Origin of the sequence: Thalassospira sp. (assembly GCF_002709775.1) — a bacterium.
In the GTDB taxonomy this organism is placed as follows: Bacteria; Pseudomonadota; Alphaproteobacteria; order Rhodospirillales; family Thalassospiraceae; genus Thalassospira.
In genome coordinates this window covers 1-26,298 of record NZ_PAQR01000029.1, presented here as the reverse complement: position 1 = coordinate 26,298, position 26,298 = coordinate 1, and the positions used below count along the sequence as shown (strand labels likewise).

The 26,298-nt window shown below is 54.8% G+C and carries 20 protein-coding genes; 13 read left to right on the top strand and 7 right to left on the bottom strand.

Annotation, left to right across the window (positions count from 1 at the left end):
- Positions 1-82: 82 nt before the first annotated feature.
- The 3 genes from CMO10_RS11780 to glpD are packed head-to-tail and all read right to left on the bottom strand — an operon-like array spanning position 83 to position 3,846.
- Positions 83-1,177, bottom strand: a complete 1,095-nt coding sequence (locus CMO10_RS11780; RefSeq protein ID WP_297022264.1) for an ABC transporter ATP-binding protein — start codon at positions 1,175-1,177, stop codon at positions 83-85.
- Between the two features lie 15 nt (positions 1,178-1,192).
- The gene (locus tag CMO10_RS11775) at positions 1,193-2,293 is read right to left on the bottom strand and encodes an ABC transporter ATP-binding protein (RefSeq protein WP_297022261.1); all 1,101 of its coding nucleotides are present in this window, start codon (positions 2,291-2,293) and stop codon (positions 1,193-1,195) included.
- The gene (glpD, locus tag CMO10_RS11770; RefSeq protein WP_297022258.1) at positions 2,290-3,846 is read right to left on the bottom strand and encodes a glycerol-3-phosphate dehydrogenase; all 1,557 of its coding nucleotides are present in this window, start codon (positions 3,844-3,846) and stop codon (positions 2,290-2,292) included. The genes CMO10_RS11775 and glpD overlap by 4 nt, the downstream gene beginning before the upstream one ends.
- A 389-nt stretch (positions 3,847-4,235) precedes the next feature.
- Between glpD and CMO10_RS11765 the strand changes: the two genes are divergently transcribed.
- From CMO10_RS11765 to CMO10_RS11740, 6 genes are all read left to right on the top strand, one after another.
- Entirely contained in the window at positions 4,236-4,793 is a 558-nt protein-coding gene (locus tag CMO10_RS11765) for an RNA polymerase sigma factor (RefSeq protein ID WP_297022255.1), read from the top strand.
- A 131-nt stretch (positions 4,794-4,924) separates the two neighbouring features.
- Positions 4,925-5,890 carry a FecR family protein gene (locus tag CMO10_RS11760; RefSeq protein ID WP_297022253.1) on the top strand — a complete coding sequence of 322 codons (966 nt, stop codon included), beginning with the start codon at positions 4,925-4,927 and terminating at the stop codon, positions 5,888-5,890.
- A 174-nt stretch (positions 5,891-6,064) separates the two neighbouring features.
- A complete protein-coding gene (locus CMO10_RS11755) occupies positions 6,065-8,491 on the top strand; it encodes a TonB-dependent receptor (protein ID WP_297022250.1) in 2,427 nt (808 codons plus the stop codon).
- Positions 8,488-9,711 carry an MFS transporter gene (locus tag CMO10_RS11750; RefSeq protein WP_297022247.1) on the top strand — a complete coding sequence of 408 codons (1,224 nt, stop codon included), beginning with the start codon at positions 8,488-8,490 and terminating at the stop codon, positions 9,709-9,711. The genes CMO10_RS11755 and CMO10_RS11750 overlap by 4 nt, the downstream gene beginning before the upstream one ends.
- A 7-nt stretch (positions 9,712-9,718) precedes the next feature.
- On the top strand, positions 9,719-10,843 hold the full coding sequence (locus CMO10_RS11745; protein WP_297022244.1) for an ABC transporter substrate-binding protein: 1,125 nt from the start codon (positions 9,719-9,721) through the stop codon (positions 10,841-10,843).
- 277 nt (positions 10,844-11,120) lie between these two features.
- A complete protein-coding gene (locus CMO10_RS11740; protein ID WP_297022242.1) occupies positions 11,121-12,581 on the top strand; it encodes an NAD-dependent succinate-semialdehyde dehydrogenase in 1,461 nt (486 codons plus the stop codon).
- 101 nt (positions 12,582-12,682) lie between these two features.
- Here CMO10_RS11740 and CMO10_RS11735 read toward each other — a convergent pair whose 3' ends face one another.
- Together CMO10_RS11735 and CMO10_RS11730 are read right to left on the bottom strand one after the other, a co-directional pair.
- Positions 12,683-14,233 (bottom strand): serine hydrolase, encoded by a 1,551-nt coding sequence (locus tag CMO10_RS11735; protein ID WP_297022240.1) that lies wholly within the window; start codon positions 14,231-14,233, stop codon positions 12,683-12,685.
- 133 nt (positions 14,234-14,366) lie between these two features.
- A complete protein-coding gene (locus tag CMO10_RS11730) occupies positions 14,367-14,894 on the bottom strand; it encodes a hypothetical protein (protein ID WP_297022238.1) in 528 nt (175 codons plus the stop codon).
- Between the two features lie 312 nt (positions 14,895-15,206).
- Here CMO10_RS11730 and glpK point away from each other — a divergent pair, with 312 nt between their 5' ends.
- Entirely contained in the window at positions 15,207-16,703 is a 1,497-nt protein-coding gene (glpK, locus tag CMO10_RS11725) for a glycerol kinase GlpK (protein ID WP_297022235.1), read from the top strand.
- Positions 16,704-17,160: 457 nt separating this feature from the next.
- A complete protein-coding gene (locus tag CMO10_RS11720) occupies positions 17,161-18,102 on the top strand; it encodes an AEC family transporter (protein ID WP_297022232.1) in 942 nt (313 codons plus the stop codon).
- Here CMO10_RS11720 and CMO10_RS11715 read toward each other — a convergent pair.
- Entirely contained in the window at positions 18,099-20,444 is a 2,346-nt protein-coding gene (locus CMO10_RS11715) for a bi-domain-containing oxidoreductase (RefSeq protein WP_297022230.1), read from the bottom strand. The two genes, CMO10_RS11720 and CMO10_RS11715, sit on opposite strands and share 4 nt — an antisense overlap.
- Positions 20,445-20,530: 86 nt before the next feature.
- Between CMO10_RS11715 and CMO10_RS11710 the strand changes: the two genes are divergently transcribed.
- From CMO10_RS11710 to CMO10_RS11695, 4 genes are all read left to right on the top strand, one after another.
- Complete coding sequence (locus CMO10_RS11710) at positions 20,531-21,427, top strand: dihydrodipicolinate synthase family protein (protein WP_297022228.1); 897 nt, start codon at positions 20,531-20,533, stop codon at positions 21,425-21,427.
- Between the two features lie 168 nt (positions 21,428-21,595).
- Positions 21,596-22,897, top strand: coding sequence for an NAD(P)/FAD-dependent oxidoreductase (locus CMO10_RS11705; RefSeq protein WP_297022226.1), 1,302 nt, complete (start codon positions 21,596-21,598; stop codon positions 22,895-22,897).
- 11 nt (positions 22,898-22,908) lie between these two features.
- The gene (locus tag CMO10_RS11700) at positions 22,909-23,910 is read left to right on the top strand and encodes a 4-hydroxyproline epimerase (RefSeq protein ID WP_297022223.1); all 1,002 of its coding nucleotides are present in this window, start codon (positions 22,909-22,911) and stop codon (positions 23,908-23,910) included.
- Positions 23,911-24,147: 237 nt separating this feature from the next.
- On the top strand, positions 24,148-24,816 hold the full coding sequence (locus CMO10_RS11695; protein ID WP_044829306.1) for a GntR family transcriptional regulator: 669 nt from the start codon (positions 24,148-24,150) through the stop codon (positions 24,814-24,816).
- A gap of 70 nt (positions 24,817-24,886) precedes the next feature.
- Here CMO10_RS11695 and CMO10_RS11690 read toward each other — a convergent pair whose 3' ends face one another.
- Positions 24,887-25,909 carry a proline racemase family protein gene (locus CMO10_RS11690; RefSeq protein WP_297022220.1) on the bottom strand — a complete coding sequence of 341 codons (1,023 nt, stop codon included), beginning with the start codon at positions 25,907-25,909 and terminating at the stop codon, positions 24,887-24,889.
- Between CMO10_RS11690 and CMO10_RS11685 the strand changes: the two genes are divergently transcribed.
- Positions 25,908-26,298, top strand: a 391-nt coding sequence (locus tag CMO10_RS11685; protein ID WP_297022217.1) for a hypothetical protein, incomplete at its 3' end; no start/stop codon positions are given. The two genes, CMO10_RS11690 and CMO10_RS11685, sit on opposite strands and share 2 nt — an antisense overlap.

Here is a 26,298-nt window from a genome sequence, read left to right as displayed (position 1 = left end):
CTGATGGCAACGATAAAGAACACTGGCAGGACGAGGAACCAGGCCTTGTTGTTGGTAATCTTGTTCATTTCCTCATCCCCCCTTACGCGACCAACTGACTGTCGGCGTAAAGCTTGGTCCATTCCGGTGCGAAACGCAGAATGCCGGACTGGCCGATCACCTGTTCGTCTTCGCCAAGCTTGACCTTGATTTCAGATGCGCCAAAGCGGGTGGTCGCGATCTTGAACTGGCCAAGGTCCTCGACCTTGGTGATGTTGACTTCGATCCCGTCTGCGCCCTTGTCGGCATTGCCGGTTTCAAGGGTCAGGAATTCGGGGCGAATGCCCAGTTCGATCTTGCCGCTCTGTTTAGATATCGCCTCAAGGTGACGGTCGGAAAGACCGATACGCTGCCCATCAACCCAGGCCGCGCCATCATCGATTTTGCAATCCATGATGTTCATGCCCGGGCTTCCGATGAAGTAGCCGACAAAGGTATGCGCCGGATTTTCAAACAGTTCCTGCGGGGTTCCCAGCTGTACGACCTTGCCGCCATACATGACAACGACCTTGTCAGCAAAGGTAAGTGCTTCGACCTGGTCATGGGTAACGTAAACCATGGTCGGGCGCAGCTTGTTGTGAATTTCCTTGAGCTTGCGACGCAGAACCCATTTCAGATGCGGGTCAATCACGGTCAGCGGTTCGTCAAACAGAATGGCCGAGACATCGTCACGCACCAGACCGCGCCCAAGCGAGATCGTCTGTTTTTCATCCGCACCAAGCCCGCGTGCCTTTTGCTTGAGCTTGCCAGTCAGATCCAGCATGCCGGCGATTTCGCGCACACGGGCGTCAACGCGCTTTTCATCGACACCGCGGTTCCGCAGCGGGAAGGCCAGGTTGTCATAGACCGTCATGGTGTCATAGATCACCGGGAACTGGAAAACCTGTGCGATGTTGCGTTCTTCGGGCGCCAGATTGGTGACATCCTTGCCATCAAACAGGACCTGCCCATGGGACGGGGTCAGAAGGCCTGAAATGATGTTGAGCAAAGTGGTCTTGCCGCAGCCCGACGGGCCCAGAAGGGCATAGGCGCCGCCATCTTCCCAAACATGTTCCATCCGACGCAGCGCATAATCCTCGTCCGTTTTCGGATCGGGGAAGTAGCTATGCGCAAGGCTTTTAAGATCAATACGTGCCATTTTACTTACTCTTCCTCACGCCGCTTTGCCGTTGGTGATTTCGACCGGCGGGGCGGCCACGAGCGCACCGTTCGCATCAAAGGCAAACAGGCGTGTCGGATCGACATAGAACTGGGTGGCTTCGCCAAGGCGCGGGTTGTGAACACCTTCTTCCTGGATTACCCAGGACACGTCATTGAAATGCACGTGGACAAAAGTTTCCGAACCGGTGATTTCGGCCAGTTCGACCTGACCCTGCATTGCGACCGTGTCATCACCGGTCGGATCAACCGACAGATGGTTGGCGCGGATGCCAAGGGTGTATTGGCCATTGGCGAGATTTGCCAGATGGCCTGCAAGCGGGACCTGATGGCCGCTTTTCATAAAGATCGCGCCATCGCGAACTTCGGCTTCGACCAGGTTGATTGGCGGATCGGAAAAGATCAGGCCCGTCTCGACCGAGGCCGGGTTGTGATAAACCTGTGTCGTCGGACCAAACTGGGTCATCCGGCCTTCATGCATCACCGCACATTTACCGCCCAGAAGCAGCGCTTCCATCGGTTCGGTCGTGGCATAGACAACAATGGTGTCTCGTTCGGCCAGAAGGTTCGGGATCTCTTCGCGGAGTTCTTCGCGCAGCTTGTAGTCAAGGTTGACCAGCGGCTCATCAAGCAGCAGCAACTTGCAATCCTTGACCATAGCGCGTGCCATGGCGGTACGCTGCTGCTGACCACCGGAAAGTTCCTGCGGCAGGCGATCAAGCAGATGTTCGATATGCATGAGTTCCGCGGTGGAACGCACGCGCTTGTCAATCTCGGCCTTATCGACACGCTGAAGCTTCAGCGGGGATGCGATATTGTCAAAGACCGTCATCGACGGATAGTTGATGAACTGCTGATAGACCATGGCGACATTGCGTTTCTGCACGGCCATGCCGGTCACATCGGCATTATCAACCAGAATGCGGCCCTTGGTTGGGGGCTCAAGCCCGGCCATGATCCGCATCAGGGTGGTCTTGCCGGCAAGTGTCCGCCCAAGCAGGACGTTGAACGATCCCGGTTCGAGCGTCATCGACACATCGTCGATATGGGTCTCCCCACCCACGGTCTTGGTTATGTTTTCAAGCGTAAGGGTCATTTTCCAGTATTTCCTTCGCCCGCTTTCACGGTGTTTTTCGATGTCGGTTCGGTTTTGAACCATTGGACAATGGCATTACGCGTCTCATCCGAAAGGTGCAGCCCCAGTTTGGAGCGGCGCCACAAAATATCATCGGCCGTTCTGGCCCATTCCTGATCCACCAGATAGCGCAATTCGCACTCATATACGTCGTCACCCAAGTGCTTTCCAAGCCCTTTCAGATCGTTGGCGTTCCCAATGATCTGATGGGTGAGTGTGCCGTAGTTTTGCACGTAGCGGTAGATTTGTGCGTCCGGAATCCAGGGAAACTTCTTGTGCATCGCGGTAAGATACCGCTCGAAATCCGCATCGGGGATATCGCCACCCGGAAGCGGTTTGTGCGCGGTCCACCGTGTGTCATCGCGGCCAAGCAGCGGGCACAGCTTGCTCATCGCGGATTCAGCCAGCTTGCGATAGGTGGTGATCTTGCCGCCATAAATGTTTAGAAGCGGCGCACCATCATCGGCACTGTCACCCCGGTCAATTTCCAGAACATAATCGCGTGTCACCTGAGATGCGTCTTCGCTGCCATCGCCATAAAGCGGGCGAACCCCGGAATAGGCCCAGACAACATCATCGGTGGTGATTTTCTTTTCGAAATAGGTATTGGCAAGTTCGCAGAGATATTTGGTTTCATCAGCACTAATCGCGACCTTGGCCGGATCGCCCTTGTAATCACGGTCCGTCGTGCCGATCAGGGTGAAGTCCTGCTCATAGGGGATGGCAAAGACAATCCGCCCGTCCGGGTTCTGGAAGATATAGCAGAACTCATGGTCAAACAGTTTTGGCACCACGATGTGGCTGCCCTGAACCATGCGAATGCCCTGTTTCTTTTTGGCTTCAACCCGGCTTTCAAGCAGTTCGGCACACCAGGGACCGGCGGCATTGACCAGTGATTTGGCCTTGATGGTCTTTTCCGATCCGTCTGCGACATTCCGCAGGGTTACGGTCCAAAGACCGTCTTCGCGCTTGGCCGAGACGCATTCGGTGCGGGTTTCAATGACCGCACCGCGATCACGTGCATCCATGGCATTTAGCACCACAAGCCGCGCATCCTGAACCCAGCAATCGGAATAGACAAACGCCTTTTCCATGCCCTTGACCAGCGGTGCGCCGGCCGGGTGGGTGGCAAGTTTGATGCCCTCGGACCCGGGAAGCTTCTCGCGACCGCCAAGATGGTCATACAGGAATAACCCAAGCCGGATCATCCAAGCCGGGCGCAGGCCCTTGACATGTGGCAGGACAAAACGAAGCGGCCAGATGATGTGCGGGGCAGCGCGCAGCAGTACTTCGCGCTCGATCAATGCCTCACGCACAAGGCGGAATTCATAATGTTCAAGATACCGCAGGCCACCATGGATCAGCTTCGTGCTTGCTGACGAGGTCGCGCTGGCAAGGTCATCCTTTTCGCAAAGATAAACGCTTAGCCCACGCCCCGACGCGTCACGCGCAATGCCCGTGCCATTGATCCCACCGCCAATGATGGCGATGTCATATGTTTCTGGAGTGAGCAACCGATTCCTCCCCAATTGCTCTTATTTGTGACAGCTGTTCTCAACTGCCGTTCTGTTCTTTCACAAACGTTACGAACGCCCCAAAATAATTGCAAGCGAAAATTATTGCAGGTTGAAATTTTCATTAGCGAAACTGATTTCCAGAATCGTAACAGATTGTAATCGTTGGGATATTGATCAGTTCCGCGTTCGAGGCTTGAGCAAATCGGTGTTTGTTTCGTTTGCAGTCAGGGCAGGAAAACCTCTGGAATCGGTTGAAACTGAAAAAATGACCGCTCTGAACGCGGAAACCGGTGATGCCCGATATCGATCAGCGTTTTGCAATTGAAAATGATTATCATTGTTGTTAGGTTCCGCGTCCCGGCCATTTTGTGACCCGAAGGTGCAGCATGGCCAAGGGGACCAAGCGATCTCGGTATTATCTGAATATGAAGCCCTGGCAGAACACGCTCTCGAAACTGTTTGAGGATCATCGTCGGCAACTGGTCACGATGGCCAATCGTCGTATCGGTGATCGTGAAACGGCCGACGAGATTGTTCAGGATGTCTATGCCAGATTACTGCTTTCCGGGGATCACGGATCAGACGAGGAAAACGTCAAGGTTCTCTATGCGTCGGTGCGCAATGCCGTCATTGATCATCATCGCAGCACGGCGGGGCGCACCGGTTTGATGAGCCGGATCCTGCCCGTCCAGTTGTGGCAGAAAGAAACATCTTCCCCACAGGAACATGCCCAGTCGCGTCAGGCTCTTTCCGCACTTGATCGGGCGTTGTTCGAACTTTCACCCAAGGCGCGCGAGATGTTTGTACTGCACCGGGTAGAAGGTGTTTCGAACGCAAAACTGGCAAAGAAATACGGCATATCCGTCAGCGCAGTGGAGAAGCAACTCGCGCGCACGATGCGTCATTGCCAGCAACGATTGGAAGACTATCGCGATACAGATTGAAATGTTTGACCCAAGGGGCGTGAGGATATTTGGTTCTCAGCCGTTTATTAGTTATAGAAATCGCATAACAGTTACAGGCTGTTATCACGACCGCTTTTACGACCCGTACCGTATGGACCGACAATAGGCCAATGCAAGTCGACGCTAGACCAACCGATGCACAAAAGGACGAGGCTGCCCTTTGGCACGTGAAACGTGCGGGTGGTTCGTTGACGGCTGCGCAGGAACAGGAATTTGACGTCTGGCTGAATGCCGATACCGGCAATCGGCTTGCATATGATCAGATGCGGGTTCTGTGGGCGCAGGTCGAAGAACCGGCAAGTCGACTTGTCGCGTCGCATGCCGGTCAGATGTCGGTTTGGCGCCGGGCGATGGATTGGTTTTCCCCGCTTCGGACAGTGGTTTCATGTAGTGCGGTGGCAGCGGCAATTGCTGTGGGCGTTTTTCTTAATCCCGATGCGCTCGACAATCTTCAGGCCGATATTGTTACCGATACCAAGACGGTGAGCGAAATCAGATTGCCCGATGGATCAACCGTCTTTCTGGCCGCCAACAGTGCCATGACCACCGATTTCGATGATGGCCATCGCGAGATCGAACTTTTGCGCGGGCAGGCATTTTTTGATGTCGTGCATCGCGATGGCGACAGCTTCCGGGTTCAAGCCGGGCCGGCAACGGTCGAAGTGGTCGGGACGCGCTTTAATATTGATTTCCTGACCGAGGATACGCAGGTCGGCGTTGAAGAGGGCGCGGTCCGGGTATCCACACAGCATCAGAAAGACAGTGTCATGCTGGGGCCGGGCGATGTGGTCGCGGTGTCCGGTGGGAACCTTATGCCACGCCAGGCGGTGGATATCGCCTCCGTTCAAAGCTGGATGAACGGACGCCTTAGTGTGCAGAACATCCCTCTGGATGATTTGATTGCGCGCCTTGATAACTTTGCGCCGGGTCGTTTGATGGTTTTGGGTGACATCGGAAACAAAACGGTTTCGGGCAGTTTCCCGACAGATGATGTCGCCAGATCGCTTGAAACGCTTGCGTTTGCGGTCGATGGGACGGTTGTTCGAACTTCACCCTGGTTAACCGTTGTTTATTAAGATTGCGAAAAATTCGCAAAAAAGTTGATCCTGATGTGAGGAGTTCTTTTTCCCGCTCGTTTGTTTTTCTAGGTGCAGGGGGACCTGCCTGAAAAACCAATCATGGAATGGAGTGGGAATTTGTATTCCAAGCAGGCAAAATCAAAAAAGAATATCCTGATCTCGGCGTTATTGATGACGACCACAATCGGTCTGCCGACCGGTTTGATGGCCGCAGAAACCAATAAGCAAAACCTGTCGGGCAATCAGGTCGAAATCGCACAGGCGCTTTACAGCTTTGATCTTAGCGTAACATCCCTCGCAGAGGGTATCAGCCGGATCGGGGATATTTCCGGCTGGAGCATCGCCTACACGGTTGAACTCCCGGCAATTGACGGCGCGCGTGAAATTCGTGGGGATTTCTCTGTTCCGGCGGCGATTGACATGCTCATTCGCGGGACGGACTTGTCCTATCGCGCGGTGGGGAACCGGTCGCTGATCATCACAGATGCCAGCGCACAGGAGAATGCCAGCGGCGAAATGGTCACCGATCCGGTGATCGTCGAAGCCACTGGCGCACAATCTGACCTTCCAACGGCTTATGCCGGTGGGCAAGTTGCGACCGGCGGGCGGTTGGGCATGCTGGGCAATGCCGACATCATGGATGCGCCCGTCAGCATTACCAGCTACACCAGCGAATATATCGCCGATCAGCAAGCCGAAACCATCGCCGATGTCTTGCAATATGACCCGTCGGTTCGGGCACCAAATGCCGAAACATCAAATCTTGATACCTATCAAATTCGAGGGTTTGGCGTGAACCTCGCTAATGCTGGTGAGGTCGGCTTTAATGGGGCGTATGGGGTTGCCCCGACCTTTCGTGTCGATTCTGCTCTCGCAGAGCGTATTGAAGTCATCAAAGGCCCGAACGCATTGCTGAACGGGATGTCACCCACCGGCGCTGTCGGCGGGGCGATCAATATTATGCCCAAGCGTGCAGGTGATGAAGACCTTAATCGCGTCAGTCTTGATTATGGACGTGGAGAACAAGCTGGCGGAAATGTTGATTTCAGCCGCCGCTTTGGTGCGGATGATGAATTCGGTGTGCGCTTCAATGGCGGATACCACGATGGTGATACTTTCCTTGATCATCAAACGCGTGAAAGATCATTGGCGGCTTTGGCCCTGGACTACAAAGGCGATAAATTCCGGGCTTCTGTCGACCTGATTGATCAGCGTGAAAATCTGGATGCGCCAGCACGAGAGTTTTTCATAAACAGCACCGCGACTTTTGCTGTTCCTGATGCGCCTGATGGATCGACAAACCCGATCCAAGAATGGGAATGGTCCGATGCAGTTGATCGTTCCGGTATGGTCAAGGCGGAATATGATGCGCTTGATAATGTAACGGTGTTCGGCTCCTTTGGCGGTGGACGTACCGAACTGGACCGTGTGTTCGGGACGCCGATCCTTCAGAATTCGGCAGGCGACTATTCCGAAAGCGGTTTGACCTATCGCCGCTTTTTAACAGACCGCTGGTCGACCAGTGGTGGTGTTCGCGGAGAGTTCGAAACTCTCGACGTAATGCACAACGTCACTTTCGAAGCCTCCCATTATCAAGATTCTGTAAGTCGTGGAACTGGAAACCCTGTTGCAGGTTCGACGTCGCCAAGCGGAAATATATACAACATACAGTACGCAGCACCTGTCGCTTTCGATGACACAAATGGCCGCCCCAAACTCTCAGATACGAAACTCACTGGATACGCATTGGCCGACACAATGTCGTTCTGGGACGAGCAGGTTTTGTTCACGATTGGTACCCGTCATCAAACCATTGAGGTTGATAACTATAGTACCGGTGTGCTCTCCACTAGCTATGAAGACAGTGTCATCACCCCGATGGCCGGGATTGTTGTCAAGCCGACTGAAACTGTTTCTGTTTATGCCAACTATATCGAAGGCTTAAACTCTGGGGGGACTGCACCATCCGGAACCGCCAACGAGGGTCAGGCGCTTGAGCCGTTTGTTGCCAAGCAAATTGAAACTGGCATTAAACTTGATTTCGGAACGATCGGTGGGTCCGTTTCGGCCTTCCAGATTACGAAGCCCTCTTCTGACACTGATCCTGACACCAACGTGCGTCGCGCAGATAATGAACAGCGGAACCGCGGGATTGAGTTCAATGTGTTTGGTGAGGTCACCAGTGATATTCGCCTGCTGGGTGGGGTGATGTTCCTCGATTCCGAAGTCACCAAGGCTGTTATTCCTGCCAATAAGGGTAAACGTCCGGTCGGTACGCCGGAAATGCAGATCAATCTTGTCGGTGAGTGGGATACCCCGTTTGTTGATGGTCTGACGCTGAGCAGTACGATTACTCATACTTCTGAGCAGTTCGTAGATACAAAAAATGCGCAGGGTATTCCTGAGTGGACCACACTTGATCTCGGTGCACGTTATAAAACTGAATTGTATGGAACGCCTTTGACGGTACGTGCAACGGTTCAGAACGTCACAAACGAAAAATACTGGTCGGGTGTAAATGACTACAGTCTGCTTTCACTCGGCGCACCGCGCACCGCGCACCGCATTGCTGTCGCTGACGGCGGACTTCTGATGTGACTGCCGATGTGATCGGGGCAAACAGGAAAATCCATCTCCTGTTTGCCCTGCAACTGGTATCCATGGGCACAATGGAAATGAGCGGGCCGTTCTGGCCCGTTCATCTGCGTTCGCTTACCAGTTCAGATGATCTGTTCACGTTTGCCAGCATCGGCGTCTATGTCGGACCGATGCTGGGCATTATGTTGACCAGCACCTTCTGGGGGCGGATGGGTGATCGGTTCGGGCACAGGGCGATGATGATGCGCGCCCTGTTTGGCTTGGCCGTAACCCAGTTTGCCTTGGCCTATGCCGGTGATGTCTTCTCGATCCTGATCCTGCGGTTTTTGCAAGGTGCGTGTGCGGGGTATATCGCGCCGGCTCAGGCCTATGGGGTCAGCATCGAAAGCCCCGCACGCCGGGCGAAACTGTTTGCCTATCTGCAGGTATCAACCAATGTCGGCTCGCTTGGCGGGGCGTTGATTGGGGGCGTGATCCTTGATCTCGCCAGCTTCTTCTGGATCAACTTTTCGGCTGCCATCCTGTGTGTGTTCTGCATGATTTCAGTTTGGGTATTACTTCCGACTGTCGCCATTCCGGAACGACCTATGACAGGTGACATACCTGATACCAAGCCGAGCATTCTGCGATCACCACAGGTCATATCCTTGCTGATGATTATTGGCGTCTTGTTGCTGGGGCGGATGGTGACGCAGTCGCCGTTTTCGATTTATGTGCTGAGCACCTTTGACGTTGGCAACTGGGTGGTCGGGCTTTGTTACGGCCTTTTGGCGATGGGCTTTGTCGCAACTGCATCGCTTTGGGCGCGCTATTTCGAAGGGCGGGCTGCGTGGGATGTTCTGGGCCGGATGTGTCTGGTGATTGCGGGCTGCATCGTCGTCACCGTGACTGCCGGACTGACCGGATCAGTCATTGTCTTTGCCGCGATGTATCTCCTTTGGGGAATGCTGCTTGGTGCGACAACGCCGGTTCTGACCGCATTGCTGTCGCGCAGTGCCGATGATCATCGTCAGGGGCATCTGCTGGGGCTGGCGCAAGGCACAGCACAATTTTCATCAATTGCCGGGATCGCGTTGGGCGGCTGGTTTGCGCAAGGATCCGGACTTTCAAACATCTATTTTCTGGTTGGTTTTGTCTATTTCGTCGGTCTGGTGCTGACCGCAATCACGCGGGCAAACACCTTTCGCTCGGCAAACCCGACCGACGTATCTGGGGAGTAAGCTGATAATGAGAAAACTGTTTCATACGCTGGCCATAATGGTGTTGGGGCTGGTCGTGCACAACACGGCACAGGCCGAAGCCATCACCGTAACCGACATTGCCGGGCGTGACGTCACGGTCAATGTGCCGATCAAGCGCGCGATCCTTGGCGAAGGGCGCCAGCTTTACATCATTGCTGCCCTTGATCGTGAGAACCCGACGGCGCGCATTGTTGGCTGGCGCAAGGATCTGATTGAGGCCGACCCGGCAACCTATCAGGCCTATCTTGAAAAATTCCCGGCCTTTGGCGATATCCCGGCCTTCGAGGGGCTTGAGCAAAGCCTGATCGATATCGAAACCACGATTGCGCAAAAGCCCGATATCGTGTTCCTCAATCTTGAAACCAAGCGCGCGGTGGAAGAGGCCGCCTATATCGAAAAGCTTGGCGCACTCGATATTCCGGTGGTCTATGTTGATTTCCGCAATAGCCCGGAAATCAATACCGAGCCATCCATTCGCCTGTTCGGCAAGCTGTTTGGCCGCGAGGAACGCGCCGAGGAATTTGTTGCGTTCCGAGCAGCCGAGATCGCCAAAGTCACCAATCGTCTGGCAGATGCAAAACCGGACCGTCCGAAGGTCTTTATCGACCGGGCGGGCGGGTTCTATGAGGATTGCTGCCATTCATTTGGCGACAGCAATTTCGGTGCGATGGTGGAGCTCGCCGGTGGCGATAACATCGCCAAGGACTTTATCCCAGGAACGTTTGGCCAGATCAATGCAGAGCAGGTGATTGTCTCAAACCCGGCCCATGTCATCGTCACCAGTGCGATGTGGGATGTTTATGTGCCAGGCGGGAATTGGGTGCCGGTTGGGCCCGGTGCTGATCCGAAACAGGTGATCGAGAAACTTAAATTCTATCCGACACGTCCGGCCTATCTGGGCATTCAGGCGCAAAAAACCAAAGCATTCCACGCGGTCTGGCACCAGTTTTACAACAGCCCCTATCAGTTTGTCGCCATTCAGCAGATGGCCAAATGGTTCCATCCCGATCTGTTTGCCGATCTGGATCCCGATGAAACCTTCAAACAACTCCATGACCGGTTTTTGCCTATTGACTATCAGCCGGGCTATTTCGGATCGCTTTCGAACTAGGCTTTCGTCAGGTGTCTGGCGAGACATCCAAATTCGACATTGGGGCGGGAACAGCGATGGTTGTTCCCGCTTTTTAATTAAACGTCGCAGTTTCTTCTAATTTCCGGCGATGCGGCGTGGTTGCATGCAATCTTATGGCAAAGGCAGTGATGACCCCGGTTTGCGATTGCTATTGGGGAAATATCTCGCAAAGATGTGGCATCCACCACGGAGCAGACTAGATAAGGACCAGTGTTCGATCATGTCGCTCCCAATAATGCTTTCCGGAGGCACTCAAATGATTTCGCTTAAAGACCCCAGTCTTTTCACCCAGCAGGCCTATGTCGGCGGGGAATGGGTCGATGCCCCAGACGGGAAAACCGAACAGGTCACCAACCCGGCAACCGGCGAAGTGCTTGGCACGGTTCCCGTGCTTGGCCGTGACGCGGTTGCCCATGCCGTTGACGTCGCCGAAAAGGCGCAAAAGGCCTGGAAGAAACGCACCGCCAAGGAACGCTCTGCCATTCTGATGAAATGGTACGACCTGATGATGGAAAATCAGGACGACCTTGGCGCGCTGATGACCGCCGAACAGGGCAAGCCGCTTCCTGAAGCCAAGGGCGAGATCGCCTATGCTTCAAGCTTCCTGCAGTGGTTCGCCGAAGAAGGTAAACGCATCTATGGCGATGTGATCCCGACCTATGCCGAAGGCCGCCGTGTGATGGTTCTGAAAGAACCCGTCGGCGTTTGTGCGGCGATCACGCCGTGGAACTTCCCGACCGCCATGATCACCCGCAAAGCTGCCCCGGCACTGGCCGTTGGCTGTGCGATGGTGGTCAAGCCGGCAATGGAAACCCCGTATTCGGCCCTCGCCATGGCGATCCTGGCTGAACGTGCGGGCCTGCCAAAAGGTTTGCTTTCAATCGTTACCGGTGATGCCAAGGAAATTGGCGCGGAGATGACTGAAAATGCCAAGGTCCGCAAGCTCACCTTTACCGGATCCACCCCGGTTGGCCGTTTGCTGATGCGTCAGTGTGCCGATACGGTCAAGAAAATCAGTCTTGAGCTTGGCGGCAACGCGCCGTTCATCGTTTGCGAAGATGCCGACATTGATGCGGCTGTTGAAGGCGCAATTGCCTCGAAATACCGCAATGCCGGTCAGACCTGTGTTTGTGCCAACCGTCTGTTTGTCCATGACGCGGTCTATGACGAGTTTGCCGAAAAATACGCAGCCAAGGTCGCCGAAATGCCGGTTGGCAATGGCGCCGAAGATGGCGTGATTATCGGCCCGCTGATTACCGAAAAGGCGGTCGAGAAGGTCGAAAACCAGATTGCGGATGCTCTTTCCAAAGGGGGCCGGATCCTTACCGGTGGCAAACGTCATGAAAAGGGCGGTTCGTTCTTCCAGCCGACCGTGATTGCCGATGCCAACCGCGACATGCTGGTCTTCCGCGAGGAAACCTTTGGCCCGATGGCACCGCTGATCCGGTTCAAGACCGATGATGAAGTCCTCGAAATGGCCAATGATTCCGAATTTGGTCTCGCGTCCTACTTCTACGCACGCGACATCTCGCGTATCTGGAAGCTGGCCGAGGGCCTTGAAAGCGGTCTGGTCGGCGTCAATGTTGGCGTCATGGCGACCGAGGTTGCACCGTTTGGCGGCTTCAAGCAGTCCGGTGTCGGTCGTGAAGGCTCCAAATACGGTGTCGAGGATTACCTCGAAGTCAAATATGTCTGCATCGGTGGCGTTGACGAATAATCGTCACAACGACCTAACAGAATTGAGAAAGGGCGCTGCAGATTGCAGCGCCCTTTTTGCGTCTGGGTTCGACACAATTAAAGTCGACTGGGAAGTGATATCTAGCGCCGCCAGGTGCCCTGTTTGGCATCATCGAGATATTCTATCCGCACGGCCGTAGCCCGATTATTTTCGACAGCAAACGTTACCGATGACAGGGATCCTTTCGGCTGGTTCTCCCCAAGCGGGGCGATCGAAAATGTATGCCCGTCCCAATGACTTAATTTCATCTCCATCGGCTTTGGGCCGAGATGCAGCTCCAACCCATCTTGGGTTTGAACGATTTCAGCAGCGCCGAAGTAATCGTTTTCGAAGCGCCCCGTGTAAATTCCGGCTTCTGCGGCAGGAACGGGGTTTTGCGGTGCGGGTTTTCCAACCAGATCGCCAACCGGGGCAAACATCGGGCTCATCATTGCCGAATACCCGGCGAACCAGTCGCGCGTTGTTTCGCCAAATTGAACGACATCCATGAACTGGCTGGCAATTGCTTCGCTTGCACCGATCGGGGCGCCGTTTGACACTACGACAATGCCGATCCCGGCATCAGTCAGAAGCTTGAAATGGGTGCCCGCACCCTTGATGAAGCCGCCGGAATGGTTTCGGATCGGTCGCCCCGACGCGGTTGTGCCCACGTTAAAGCCATATCCATAAGCGCCGCTACGATCATTTTGGGTTGCACCGGGGGCACTGGTGATTTGCGGTCGGATAGCAGGCGCCAAGGCCGCTGACGCGATCAGTTGTTTGTCGTGCCACTTCCCGTCGGACAGCAGCAGGGTCATCCATTTCGCCAGATCATCGACTGTCGAAGAAAGACCACCCGCCGGGCTTTGTGCATCGGCATTACGGTCATAAAGGGCTACGAATTTCCCATCTTCATAGGCATGTAGCACTGCGCGGTTTTCTGCCGCCATTGCATCGGAGTACCGATAGCTGGTTGCATCCATGCCAACAGGTTCAAACAGCGCCTTCTCTGCGAAATCGGCCCACTTCATGCCGGCTGCTTCGGCGATGGCTTCGGCACCAACAGTCAATCCAAAATTGGCATAGTGATAGCTAATGCGGAAAGGATCCAAAGGCAGATATTTCAAGCGCGAAATGATCTGCTGTCGGTCGTATCCGATATCCTCGAGATCATCACCTGCCGCAAAGGGAAGGCCGGAACGGTGCGCGAAAAAATCTCCCAGCGTTGCATGCGTACTGACAAACGGGTCAGACAGCTCAAATCCGGCTAGATGATGACCAACCGGATCGTCCCAGCTTACCAGCCCGTTAGTCACAGCAACGGCCGCAACCGAAGCACTGACCGATTTCGAAACCGACGCTACTTGAAAAACAGTTTCAGGGGTAACAGGTTTTGGATCGCGGATGTCGCGCACGCCAAACCCCTGGCGGAAGACAACCTTGCCGTCCTTAACAATGGCAACAGCCATTCCGGGGACGCCACTGCGTGCCATGACGGTTTCAACCATCTCCGGCAGGGTGTCTATGGCTTTGACAAAGCCCCCGTCCGCCAACGGTGCGACATCTGACGAAGGAATGCTTCCGGGCGTTACACCCTGCGCATGGACAGGACCTGCCAAGGCAAGGGAGACAAGTAAAATAGCGGCGCGCATCAATAACCTCTTACTGTAACTTGAGGTTGTTTTCTTGCACGAAATCAATCTGTTGTCGAGTTTGGCCGGGACATGAAGCGAGTTTGCACCGCCTGGCACACGTACCTGTATGCGGCATTGGCAGAAGGCTCAGCTATCTTTTCTCAGACTTGGGGGAAGTGTCGTCATCGCCAAGAATGGATTGGCTTGAACCGGCAGGCAACTCAGATTGCAGCTCTGTGAAAACATCAAACATGTTCGGGTTAAAGGCGATCTTGGCCTGCAGGCGATCCCGGCGTTCATCAGCGGTTTCATCGCCTTTCGCGCCTTTACCAAGTTCGGCCTCGGCAAGGGTGTTGCCGTTCAAGCGTTGCTCGATAGCATCCGCAATGGCCTTTTCGATGGCCTGGCGATCTTCGGCATCCATTTCGGCAAGGCTTTCTTCATCCAGCCCCATGCTTTTGAGGATCTTGGCGCGCATTTCTTCGATCTTGCGTTCCTCGATCTCCTTTACATAGGTCGTAAAGCCGTGCTCGCGGATATAGGCCAGCTCGGCATTTTCTTCCTTCTTTTCTTCGGGAAGCGGGACGCTGCTTGATGAAATGGTCTGACGGAAACTGGCCGCACTTTTGGCGCTTTGCGCGGTGTTGGTGACAGCAGACAGGGTTTCATACAATCCCATCACAACCCTCCATGGGAAAAAGATGCCGGTTGAACTTCATTCTCCCGTTTTCGTTGCAAATGATGTGCCGCGATCGGGGCGGTTAATTTTGCCGTCCGGATCGCTGTTAAAATCAGCTCTGATTTTTCGTGGTAAAACAGTGGTCTGTGGGATGTGCGTGGAAAAATTTTCGAAAACGAATTGTTTTTTGTCGCAATTTTTTTCTAAATAGAGCGATAAAACCAATGGCACCGTCATATGGACGGGCCGCAACGCATCAATGCATGCAGGGTCGGATCGCAGGAAACCTGCCGGCTCGGGAGGAAAACAAACATGTCAGAAACGCGCTATATCCTTGCCATTGATCAGGGAACGACAAGCTCACGCGCTATTGTCTTTGATGAAAACGGCCGCTCGGTTTCCGTCGCCCAGCAGGAATTTCCGCAACATTTCCCCAATAGTGGCTGGGTCGAACATGACCCGGAAGATTTGTGGAACACAGTCGTTGCTGTCTGCAAGGAGGCGTTGGCGCGCGTTGATATTACCAAGGTCGCGGCGATCGGTATCACCAACCAGCGCGAAACCACCGTTGTCTGGGATCGCAAGACCGATAAGGCGATCTATAACGCGATTGTCTGGCAGGACCGCCGGACTGCCGCCCTGTGTCATGATCTTAAAAAGCGCGATCCCAAGCTTGAAGACGCGGTCAATGCCAAGTCGGGTCTTCTGATCGATCCTTATTTCTCGGCAACCAAGGTTGCCTGGATTCTTGATCATGTCTCGGGCGCACGTGCCCGGGCCGAGCAGGGCGATCTGGCCTTTGGCACGGTTGACAGCTTCCTGTTGTGGCGTCTGACCGGTGGGAAATCACACGCGACTGATGCGACCAATGCAGCGCGCACCAACCTGTTTAACATCCGCGAAAACGCTTGGGATGATGCGCTTTGCGACATCTTCCGTGTTCCGCGCAATATGCTGCCCGAGGTCAAGGATTGTGCGGCTGATTTCGGTGTGACCGATGCGGATCTGTTTGGTGCTGAAATCCCGGTTCTCGGTATGGCAGGCGATCAGCAGGCAGCGGCCTTTGGCCAGTGCTGCTTTGAGCCGGGGGATATCAAAAGCACCTATGGCACCGGCTGCTTTGTCATCCTTAATACCGGGGATGAGGCCGTGACCTCCAAACATCGGCTTCTGACAACAGTCGGTTATCGCATCAATGGCAAGACAAGCTATGCCATCGAAGGGGCGATCTTTGTGGCGGGCGCCGCTGTGCAATGGCTGCGTGACGGGCTTGGCATCATCAAGTCAGCAGCCGAGACCGAAGGACTGGCCAAATCCCTTGATGGCAATCACGGGGTTTATCTGGTGCCGGCCTTTACCGGGCTTGGCGCGCCTTATTGGGACCCGGATGCACGCGGGGCGATTTTCGGTCTGACGCGTGATACCGGTCCGCGCGAGTTTGTCCGCGCCGCCCTTGAAAGCGTTTGCTATCAGACATTTGATCTGTTCGAAGCCATGGCGGCTGATGGCGTATCGCCCAAGGCCGTGCGCGTTGATGGCGGCATGGTTGCCAATGACTGGATGTGTCAGATGCTTTCAGACGTTCTGGGGATTTCTGTCGAACGCCCGGAAGTTACCGAAACCACGGCATTGGGGGCTGCTTACCTTGCCGGGTTGCAGGCCGGTATTTACCGCGATCTCGATCATATTGCCGAGAACTGGCACCTTGATGCCAGCTTCGAGCCCGACATCGAACCGGGCCGCCGCAAGGGGCTGCTTGATGGCTGGAAAGATGCGGTCAAACGGGTGCAGACTTCGCCGGGTGACTGACCCAAGTGACTGATACGCATGGCAGCCTTGCCGCTCGATTTACGCTGCGGGGCTGGTAAGTCAGCAAAATGATTTGTACTATTCAGGGTCAGGACCTTCCAATTTGATTGGAATGGCAGAGCTTATATTTGTGAAATCCAAGGAAAATTCCGCCAAGCGGGTTGGTATCCCGCTTAAGGGGTTTGACGCGGGAGTTTGCAAATATAAGCTCTGTCCTTCGGATCACTCAGATTTGCACGGGCTGCTTTGTCGCAAAAGCTTGAAAGATATGCATCTTCCGGCTCTTTTGCTCCGCGTATCCGCACAAATCTGAGCGACCATTCAAACCAAATTGGAAGGTCCTGACCCTACAGACAGCGTCAATGATGCTGTCCTTTCTTTTTGCGTGATCGACGCGGTTTTCCCGATCTGTTGCGCAGTGCTGTGCATCCTTGCCCATTGTTGCCTTGGGGGAACCATGCTTGATCTGATCGTCGGAAAAGTTGGACCTGTCTTTTTGACGATCCTGTGCGGTTTCCTGCTTACTCATATCAAGATCATCAAGCGCGAAGGCATTCCGTTTCTGGCCAAGCTCGCCATGAATGCCTTTATCCCGGCGATGCTGTTTCAAACCCTGTCGCAATCTGACATCAGTGCGCATTTCGATTTGCGCCTGTGGGGTAGCTATTACTCAGGCGTGCTGTTGAACTTCGCATTTGTGTTTGTTGCCGCGCGTATGTGGCTCAGTGCCAAGACCGATGAGGCCGCCGTCACCGCCATGGGCGGGGTGTTTTCCAACATCGTTTTGCTGGGTATTCCGCTGGTGCAGGCTGTCTATGGCGAAGAGGGGCTTGTGCCGCTTCTGATCGTGCTTTCGATCCATCCGGTGACCCTGATGGGCATGACCATCATGATCGTCGAGGGCAGTCGCGGTGGCGATGGGCATTGGTTGTCAAATGTGTTCCGCAGCATCGCACGCGTGGCAAGAAACCCGATCATTGCGGCGATTGTGCTGGGTGTTCTGGCGTCGCTTTTTGAAATCCGCATGCCGGAAATGGTCGATGGTACGCTTGAACGGTTCCGCACAGCAGGGCCGACCATTGCACTTTTGCTGGTCGGTGCCGGTCTTTATGGCCAGTCGGTGCGCGGTAACCTCAGTGCCAGCTTGCTCTGCACCACTGCCAAGATGTTTGTTCAGCCGCTTCTGGTTTTCTCGGTCGGGCATTTCATTTTTGATCTGCCGCCGCTGTGGTTGATGATCGTGACACTGGTCGCGGCACTGCCAAGTGGTGCCAATGTCGCGATTGTCGCGGGCAGCTATAATGTCTGTATCGACCGGTCATCGACCACGATCTTGCTGACCACCATCATCAGTATGCTCACCCTGCCACTTCTGATCCTTTACGCCGGACCGCATTAATTTGGTGCTTGATCGGTAGCCGTGTTCGCCGCTGTCAGAATGCGCGCCATCACGTCGATTTCTTCTTCGATCCTCGGCGTCAGGGCAGTTTGCTCGCCAATCGCAATGGCACTAACAAACGCATCTATCGCGGCGGCCTGACCTTTGTCTTGCCTGAGCCAGTGTCGCTGGATAGTCCGGCCATTGATGCGAAGATTTTTCCAGTCAAACAGCGTTGCGGTGAAATTGGGCGCATCAATCTCAAGCACTTCCTTGGGATCACGCCGGTTGCCCTGAAGGTAACTCACTTCGCCAACCGACCCATCGGCAAACCGCATGTGCCAGATGCTGTCGCCAGCCGTGCGATTTATCCAATGACAGGTAAGCTCGACCAGCTCGCTGTTGATCAGGCTTATGATCAAATCAATAAAATGACTGATCTCGCCAATCGTGCGCCCGCCTTGATCTGACTGATACAGCCAGTGACCCTTGGGAAGGGGACTGATCCGCACCCGATAACGGAATTGTTTCGCGCCTGCCGGTAAGGTTTTCCGCAGCTTCTCCGCCACCGGTGCATACCGGCGATTATGTCCGACCATAAAGATACGCTGTGGTGAAGTCCCAATAGCGTCCCGCAGTAATTCCAGCCCGGCTTGGTCAACCGCCATCGGCTTTTCCAGCCAGACATGCTTGCGGGCGGCAAGCGCCTTGGCGGCCAACTCGGCATGACTGTCATGGCGGGTCGCGATGATAACGCTGTTTACACCCGGATCCGCAAGTAGTTCGTCGGCCCCGCCACACATGCGCACCCCGGCGATCTTTTTGGCGAGCGCAACCGCTGCCAATCCGCTTTGCGAGCAGCACGAGGCGATTTGGGCTGCGAGGTGCTTTTGCAAGAGGGGCAGCAAACTGCCGCCCAGATAGTTGCCCACGCCGATCAGTCCGATCCGGACAGGGGCACTTGCCAGTGCTGCTTTTCGCTCCGACAGAGCAGGGGGCGTTTGGGGCACTCCTTCTGTTTGTCGGTATCGCACCAGCGTCGCCAGTTGCGAAGGATCAGGCCCCTTCACGAAATGATCCGCGATATCCTCAAAACCAATCTCGGACGTGATAAGTGGTGTTGGGTCAAGCCGTCTGCCGGCCATCAAATCAAGGGCGGCCTCCATGTTACGTTTGATCGTCCATCGCACATGACCCAGCGGATAATCCTCACCCCGCTCTTCATAGTTCGGGTCATAACGTCCCGGTCCATAGGAACGCACCTGACGAATGGTGATTTCCTTTTCATAAAGTGCCTTGCGCGCACCAAGCGGCGCGACATCGCCGACACAAACGATTGTCCCGCGATCCCGACAGAGCCTGGCTGCATTATCTATCAAACGATGTGCTCCCTTGCCCGGAGCACAAATATAGACACTGTCAAAGTGGTCTTCTGGCGCATCCTTGGTTGCTGCAAAACAGCGCAAACGTTCGTTTCTCTCAGCAAGCTCCCGCCGCATCGGATCTGGCTCGATTACCGTCACCAGAGCACCCGCCGCACAGGATGTTTCCGCAACCAACTGCCCAATCAGCCCCGCGCCGATGATGGCAACCTGATCGCCAATCGATGTTTCTCCCTGCCGAAGCGCATGTAAGGCCAAGGCATAAAGTGTCGCAAAAGCTGCATGCTGATCCGACACCAAATCCGGCACCGGGCAAGCAAGGTTTACCGAAACCCGGTTCCACTCGGCATGATTGGCCTGCCCCATGCCGGCAATGGCGACCCGTTGACCGGCTTTGAGATCTGAAACATTCGAGCCCGTAACTTCAACCTGACCCATGGCGCAATACCCCATCGGCATCGGTCGCCGAAGTCGATGATCGACACGTGTCAGTGTGCGACGCAATCCTTCGGATTTCAGATGGCGCAGGGTCAACGCAACCAGATCCGGCCGTTGCCATGCCTTTTGTAAAAGGTTGGCGCGGGCTTCTCGTGCTTGAGTGAATTCGGTGCCGGGGCTGATGACGGAGTAATGCGTTTTAACAAGGACGGCATTCCTGCCAGGTTCTGGAACAGGGCAGACGGACAGCGCAAGTTTACGCGCGCGAGAAAAACGCAATAGGGCCTTCATCTCCGTCATCATCGCCCTCGACGCTAATGGGTTGAAAATGGTGAGTATGATTAAATCATATGTGGTGCCAATTGGTCGACGCGTTATTGTCGATGATGATTGACGCACACGTTTATGTATCTCCGGAGGTGGTGTCAGAACGGAAGTCGGTCTCGTAAATTCATCGTCGTTACTTGTGGATTTTGCTGCGGAATTAAACTTGAGAAAAAATCCCGTTGCATCGTGATTTTTAATTTTGTATACAATATACATGAATTGAACGCAGCCCAAGATTATCAGGGCTTTCAGGCTTAGAGGTGCGGCCCCATCGCTGCGCCATATCAGGAGGTTACTTTTCCATGCAGGTAAACTGGACTGGCGTTTTCCCCGCCGTTGCCACCCAGATGAACGAAGACGGTTCAATCGATTTCGATATGACCGCCAAACAGATCGAAGACCTGATCACCGCCGGTGTTGATGGCTTGGTCATGCTGGGCTCGGTTGGTGAAAATACCGCCCTTGATCCCGAAGAAAAAATTGCCGTCCTGAAACTGGCTGTCGAAGTCACCAAAGGCCGTATCCCGGTCCTGTCCGGTGTCGCTGAAAGTTCCACCCGTTCGGCCATCCGCTATGTCCAGGAATGTGAAAAGCTCGGTGCCGATGGCTTGATGCTGCTGCCGGGCATGGTGTATACCGCCGACCCGCGCGAGAATATCGAACATTTCCGCACTGTCGCGGCTGCGACCAAGCTGCCGATCATGATCTATAACAACCCGGGTGCCTATCGCATCGATATCAAGCCCGATGAGTTCAACCAGCTTGCCGATGTCGAGAACCTTGTCGCGATCAAGGAAAGCTCGGGCGACCCGCGCCGTATTACCGACATCTACAACGCCTGCGGTGATCGTTTCGTGCTGTTTTGCGGCATGGATGACCTTGTCATGGAAACGCAGGTTCTGGGTGCGGTTGGCTGGATTTCGGGCTTCACCGATGCCTTCCCGAAAGAATCGGTTGCACTCTGGAAGCTGCTTTCGGAGGGCAAATACACCGAAGCGCTTAAAATCTATCGCTGGTTCACCCCGGTTCTGCACATGGATGTGCATGCCAAACTGGTTCAGTACATCAAGCTGGCCCAGGAAATGACCGGCGTTGGCAAACCGCACGTTCGTGCACCGCGTCTGCCGCTGGTTGGTGAAGAACTTGAAACCATCAAGGCCACCATCCAGAAAGCCATCGATACCCGCCCGTCACTCTAAGGGCTGTGCTTTGCAATCATGGTGCATATTGTACAACACCATGATTGCACTGGCACTGTATTTGATGAAACAGTAGGCTCTTCCGCGCATGTCGCGGGGGAGTTTCCTGCGATATGCCCGTGGGTTAGAAAACCAAGCGCCACATATCCCAAATCGTGAGGCCCCAAAATGACGCCAGCCAAAGCCGCAAGTTCATCTCACACGTCTGATGCCAAAAAGGTTGTTGTGATTGGTGCCGGTATTGTCGGAGTCAATGTTGGTTTGGCTCTGCTGGATAAGGGCTATGACGTCACGATCCTTGATCGCGGCGAACCGGGCATGGGGGCGTCCTTTGGCAATGCGGGCGGCATTGCGGTGTCTGAATGTGCACCGGTCGCGATGCCCGGGATGCTGATGAATGTGCCGGGCTGGCTGATGGACCCGCTGGGGCCGCTATCGGTGCGTTGGGGCTATTTGCCGAAAATGATGCCCTGGTTGCTACGGTTTCTGGCCGCAAGTAGCAAAACCCGGGTAGAGCAGATCGCAACCAATATGGCGACGCTGCTAAACCGCGCCTGGGATGATTACGACCCGGTCCTGAAGGATGCCGGTCTTGCGGATGCCGTTTTTAGAAAGCACGGCGCCATGGCTGTGTATCGCAGCATGGAATCGCGCAAGGCCGCTGATTACGCTATCGATCTGCGTCGGCGCAACGGTATCAAGCTCCGTGATCTGACGCGTGATGAGGTTCGCGATATCGAACCCGATCTGGCACCGATCTTTGCCTGTGGCGTGATGGAAGAGGACTGGGGTCATGTCCTTGATCCCTTCAAAATCACCACCGGCATCTTCAAACATTTCCTGGATCGTGGCGGCAAATTCGAAATCGCTGATGTGACCAATTTCGTGTTCCGCGATGGCAAGCCCCGTGCGGCCACCACCGATGCCGGTGAGATGATCACGTTTGATCAGGTGGTTGTCGCCTGCGGTGCCTGGTCAAAGACGCTGGCCAAACGGCTGGGCTCTCCGGTCCCGCTTGATACGGAGCGCGGCTATAACACCACCGTGCCCTATCACGATGCCAAACTGTCGCGCATGATCGTCTGTGCTGATGACAGCTTTGTTCTAAGCCCGCTTGAAATGGGCATTCGCGTTGGTGGTGCGGTCGAATTGGGCGGCCTTCTGGCTGCACCCAACTATGAACGCGCCAAAGCTCTGTTTGCCAAGGGCAAGGAAGTCCTGCCCAAGCTCAATGGCGAAGGCGGCACGGAATGGATGGGCTTCCGGCCGTCCATGCCGGATTCAACGCCGGTCATTTCCAAAAGCCCGCGTCACACCAATGCGTTTTTCGCATTCGGTCACGGTCATCTTGGCCTGACACTGGGCGCGACGACCGGGCGTCTTGTTGCCGATCTGATGGCAGATGGCGAAGCCCCGGTCGACATGACCCCGTATCGTATTAATCGTTTTTCTGGTTTCACCGGTTTCTAAAGGCCCCACTCATGGCGAAAAGCAGTTTCTTTTGTGTCGACGGTCATACTTGCGGCAACCCGGTGCGTCTCGTTGCCGGCGGTGGTCCAAAGCTCAAAGGCACCAACATGCTCGAAAAGCGGGCGCATTTTCTGGCGGAATATGACTGGATCCGTACCGGCCTGATGTTTGAGCCGCGCGGCCATGACGTCATGTCGGGCTCGATCCTTTATGATCCGACGTCCGATGACTATGACGTTGCCGTTCTGTTTATCGAAACATCCGGTTGCCTGCCGATGTGCGGTCATGGCACGATTGGCACGGTGACCATGGCGATCGAGGAAGGGCTGGTAAAACCGAAAACGCCGGGCCGTCTGCGCCTTGAAACGCCAGCCGGACTGGTGATCGCGGAATATAATCAGGTCGGCGATTACGTTGAATCGGTCAAGCTGACCAATGTGCCGTCCTTCCTTTATAAAACCGACATTGAGGTCGATTGCCCCGATATCGGCCCGATCAAGGTCGATGTTGCCTATGGCGGCAATTTCTATGCGATTGTCGAGCCACAGGAAAACTACCGCGACATGGCGGATTTCTCGGCGGGGGATCTGCAGCGCATCAGCCCGGAGCTCCGCCGTCGCCTGAATGAACAAAACGAATTCGTTCATCCGCTCTATCCCGATATCAAGGGCCTGTCGCACATCCAGTGGACGGGCAAGCCGACCCAACCAGACAGCACGCATCGCAATGCGGTCTTCTATGGCGATAAGGGCATTGACCGTTCGCCATGCGGCACCGGGTCATCGGCCCGTTTGGCGCAACTGGTCGCCAAGGGGCAGTGGGATCCCAAGGATGAACTGGTCCATGAAAGCATAATCGGCTCGCAGTTCCGTGTTTCCGTCGTTGAGAAAACCAAGGTCGGCGATTTTGATGCTGTCGTGCCGGGCATCGAAGGCTGGGCGCGCAAGCATGGCTACAACACGATCTTCATCGATGATCGTGATCCTTATGCCCATGGCTTCATCGTCAAATAGGACGGGGGTGAACAGGACAGAGTGTTCTTGATCACATCTTCATATAAAAAGGGGGCTCTATGCCCCCTTCGTCGTATTTCGGCAAAGTGTGGGGGATTATACAGTATGCAATTGTATTGCGACTTGGCGGGCCCAACGCTATGAATAGCAAAACTGACAAATTCTGTCGGGCAGAATAAAAGACCCGACCGACCGGCATGCCATGTATCGTCGGGATAACACCGTAAAAGAGCTGAAATGACCGCATCACCGCGATTTACCCGCCGTACCATCACCGATCAGGTGACCGAAGACCTTCGTGCACGCATTCTGACGGGCGATTTCCCTGCGGGTCACCAGCTGCGGCAGGATGCCATTGCCGGTGAATATAATGTCTCGCGCATTCCGGTCCGCGAAGCCCTGCAGCGCCTTGATGCCGAAGGGCTGGTTTCCTTCCAGCCGCACAAGGGCGCCATCGTCTCGCAGCTATCGCTTGACGAGATCGAGGAACTGTTTGAAGTCCGTAAGCTGCTTGAATGCGATCTTTTGCGTCACGCGGTCCCGCGCCTGACCCCGGCTGATCTCAAATCGGTCGAAGACATCCTGATGGTCTATGACGAAGCTTTCCGCTCCGGAGATGTCGCCAAGTGGGGGGAGCTTAACCGTGAATTCCACGATCGCCTGTATCGCGCCTCGAACCGTCCCAAGACGCTTGAGATTGTCCGCATGATCGGCAACAACACGGTGCGCTTTACCCAGGCGCAGCTGGCCCTGTCCGGCGCAACCGACCGGGCCGAACGCGAACATCATCAGATTTTCGAAGCTTGCAAGGCCGGCAATGTCGACGAAGCCGTCGAACTACTCGCCAACCATATCCAAAGCTCGGCCGACAGCCTGATGGAATGCCTGCGCAAGGCGCGTGAGTAGGGCTGGCAAAATCCGGAATGTCAAAAAGGGATGCTGTTGGCATCCCTTTTTTGTTTCTGTGTTGTTGAGCTTACCCGACAATAAAGCCGCGCCCGACCTCGTCATCCGCCTCATGCCAGAAACTGGCCTTGCCAGTGTAATGTGCCTTGCCCTTGACCGAGGCGATGATGGCTGGATGCGAACCGCAGTTGGTTGTGGCTTCAACCGATCCTTCAAAGCTTGATCCGATCACGCTTTCAAATACCCGGACCTGTCCCGGTGCGATTAACCCCTTGGCATGCTGGATGGCAAGCCGGGCGCTGACCCCGGACCCGGTTGGGCTGCGATCAACCTGGTTTTTGGCAAACACACATATATTACGTGTCGGGGATGCCCCATACGGATCCCGCCCGTCGGTCAGGATCGCGCCATATAAAAAAGCCAGATCATCATGATCGGGATGCGATAGCGTGACGCTGTCATTCACCGCTTGGCAAATCTCGTCAGCGAGTTTCGTCAGACGGCTGACATTGTCGGGTGTAATCGCGATGCCAAACTGCCCGGCATCAAGGATGGCATAAAACGCCCCGCCATAGCCGATATCGGTTTTAAAACCTGTTCCGTCGGCAAGCTGCAAGGAAAGGTCGCTGGCAAACATAAAGGATGGCACAGATGAAAAACGCACCTTGCCGGTTTTGCCGTCACTGACCTCGACCTCGGCGCGCACCAGCCCACAGGGGCATTCAATATTAACTGTGGTGATCGGTGCGACGGCTTTGACCAGTCCATAATCAATTGCATAGCGACCAAGGGCCAGAATCGCATGGCCGCACATGGTCGAATAACCTTCATTATGAATAAACAGCACCGCAAGGTCGGCCTCCGGCAGGCTGGGCTCAACCAGGATCGCCCCGTACATGTCGTAATGACCGCGCGGCTCGAACATCAAAAAGCGACGCAAATGATCAAGATGGTCGCTGGCATAACGGCGCTTGGCCAGAATGTCCTTGCCCGGAATATCGGGATAGCCCGATGTGATAATACGCAGCGGCTCACCGCGGGTATGCATGTCGACCACCTCAATCGGGCGCGCAAGGCTTGGGTAAGTCGACATGATTTGCGAATCACTTTGCGATGTTTGGGCTGTTTTGTCGTGGGGCATGGGCTTTGATCCGGATTATTTGCCGTTTTTGGCACAAGTGATTCTTTGTTCGGCTTGGTGGTGCGCGAACATCTTATCGGCATTATCGCGCATGGCAATCCGATCCGGCCCCGATTTTCGGGTTTTGCTCCCCTTGCAGGTCATAAAAGTGAAACCTATATATGGTTTCGCGCAAAAATTTTGCGTAACGACATTTCTGTCATTTTTTTGCAAAAAGGTGTTTGACAGTTTTGGGAGTGGGGCCTATAACCCGCCTCCACCGACGGGGTGCGGCGCCAACGAGACGGCGACGCGGAACGGGCGGTTCGGGGCTTCGGCCTTTGAGTTCTTTGACATTGTAG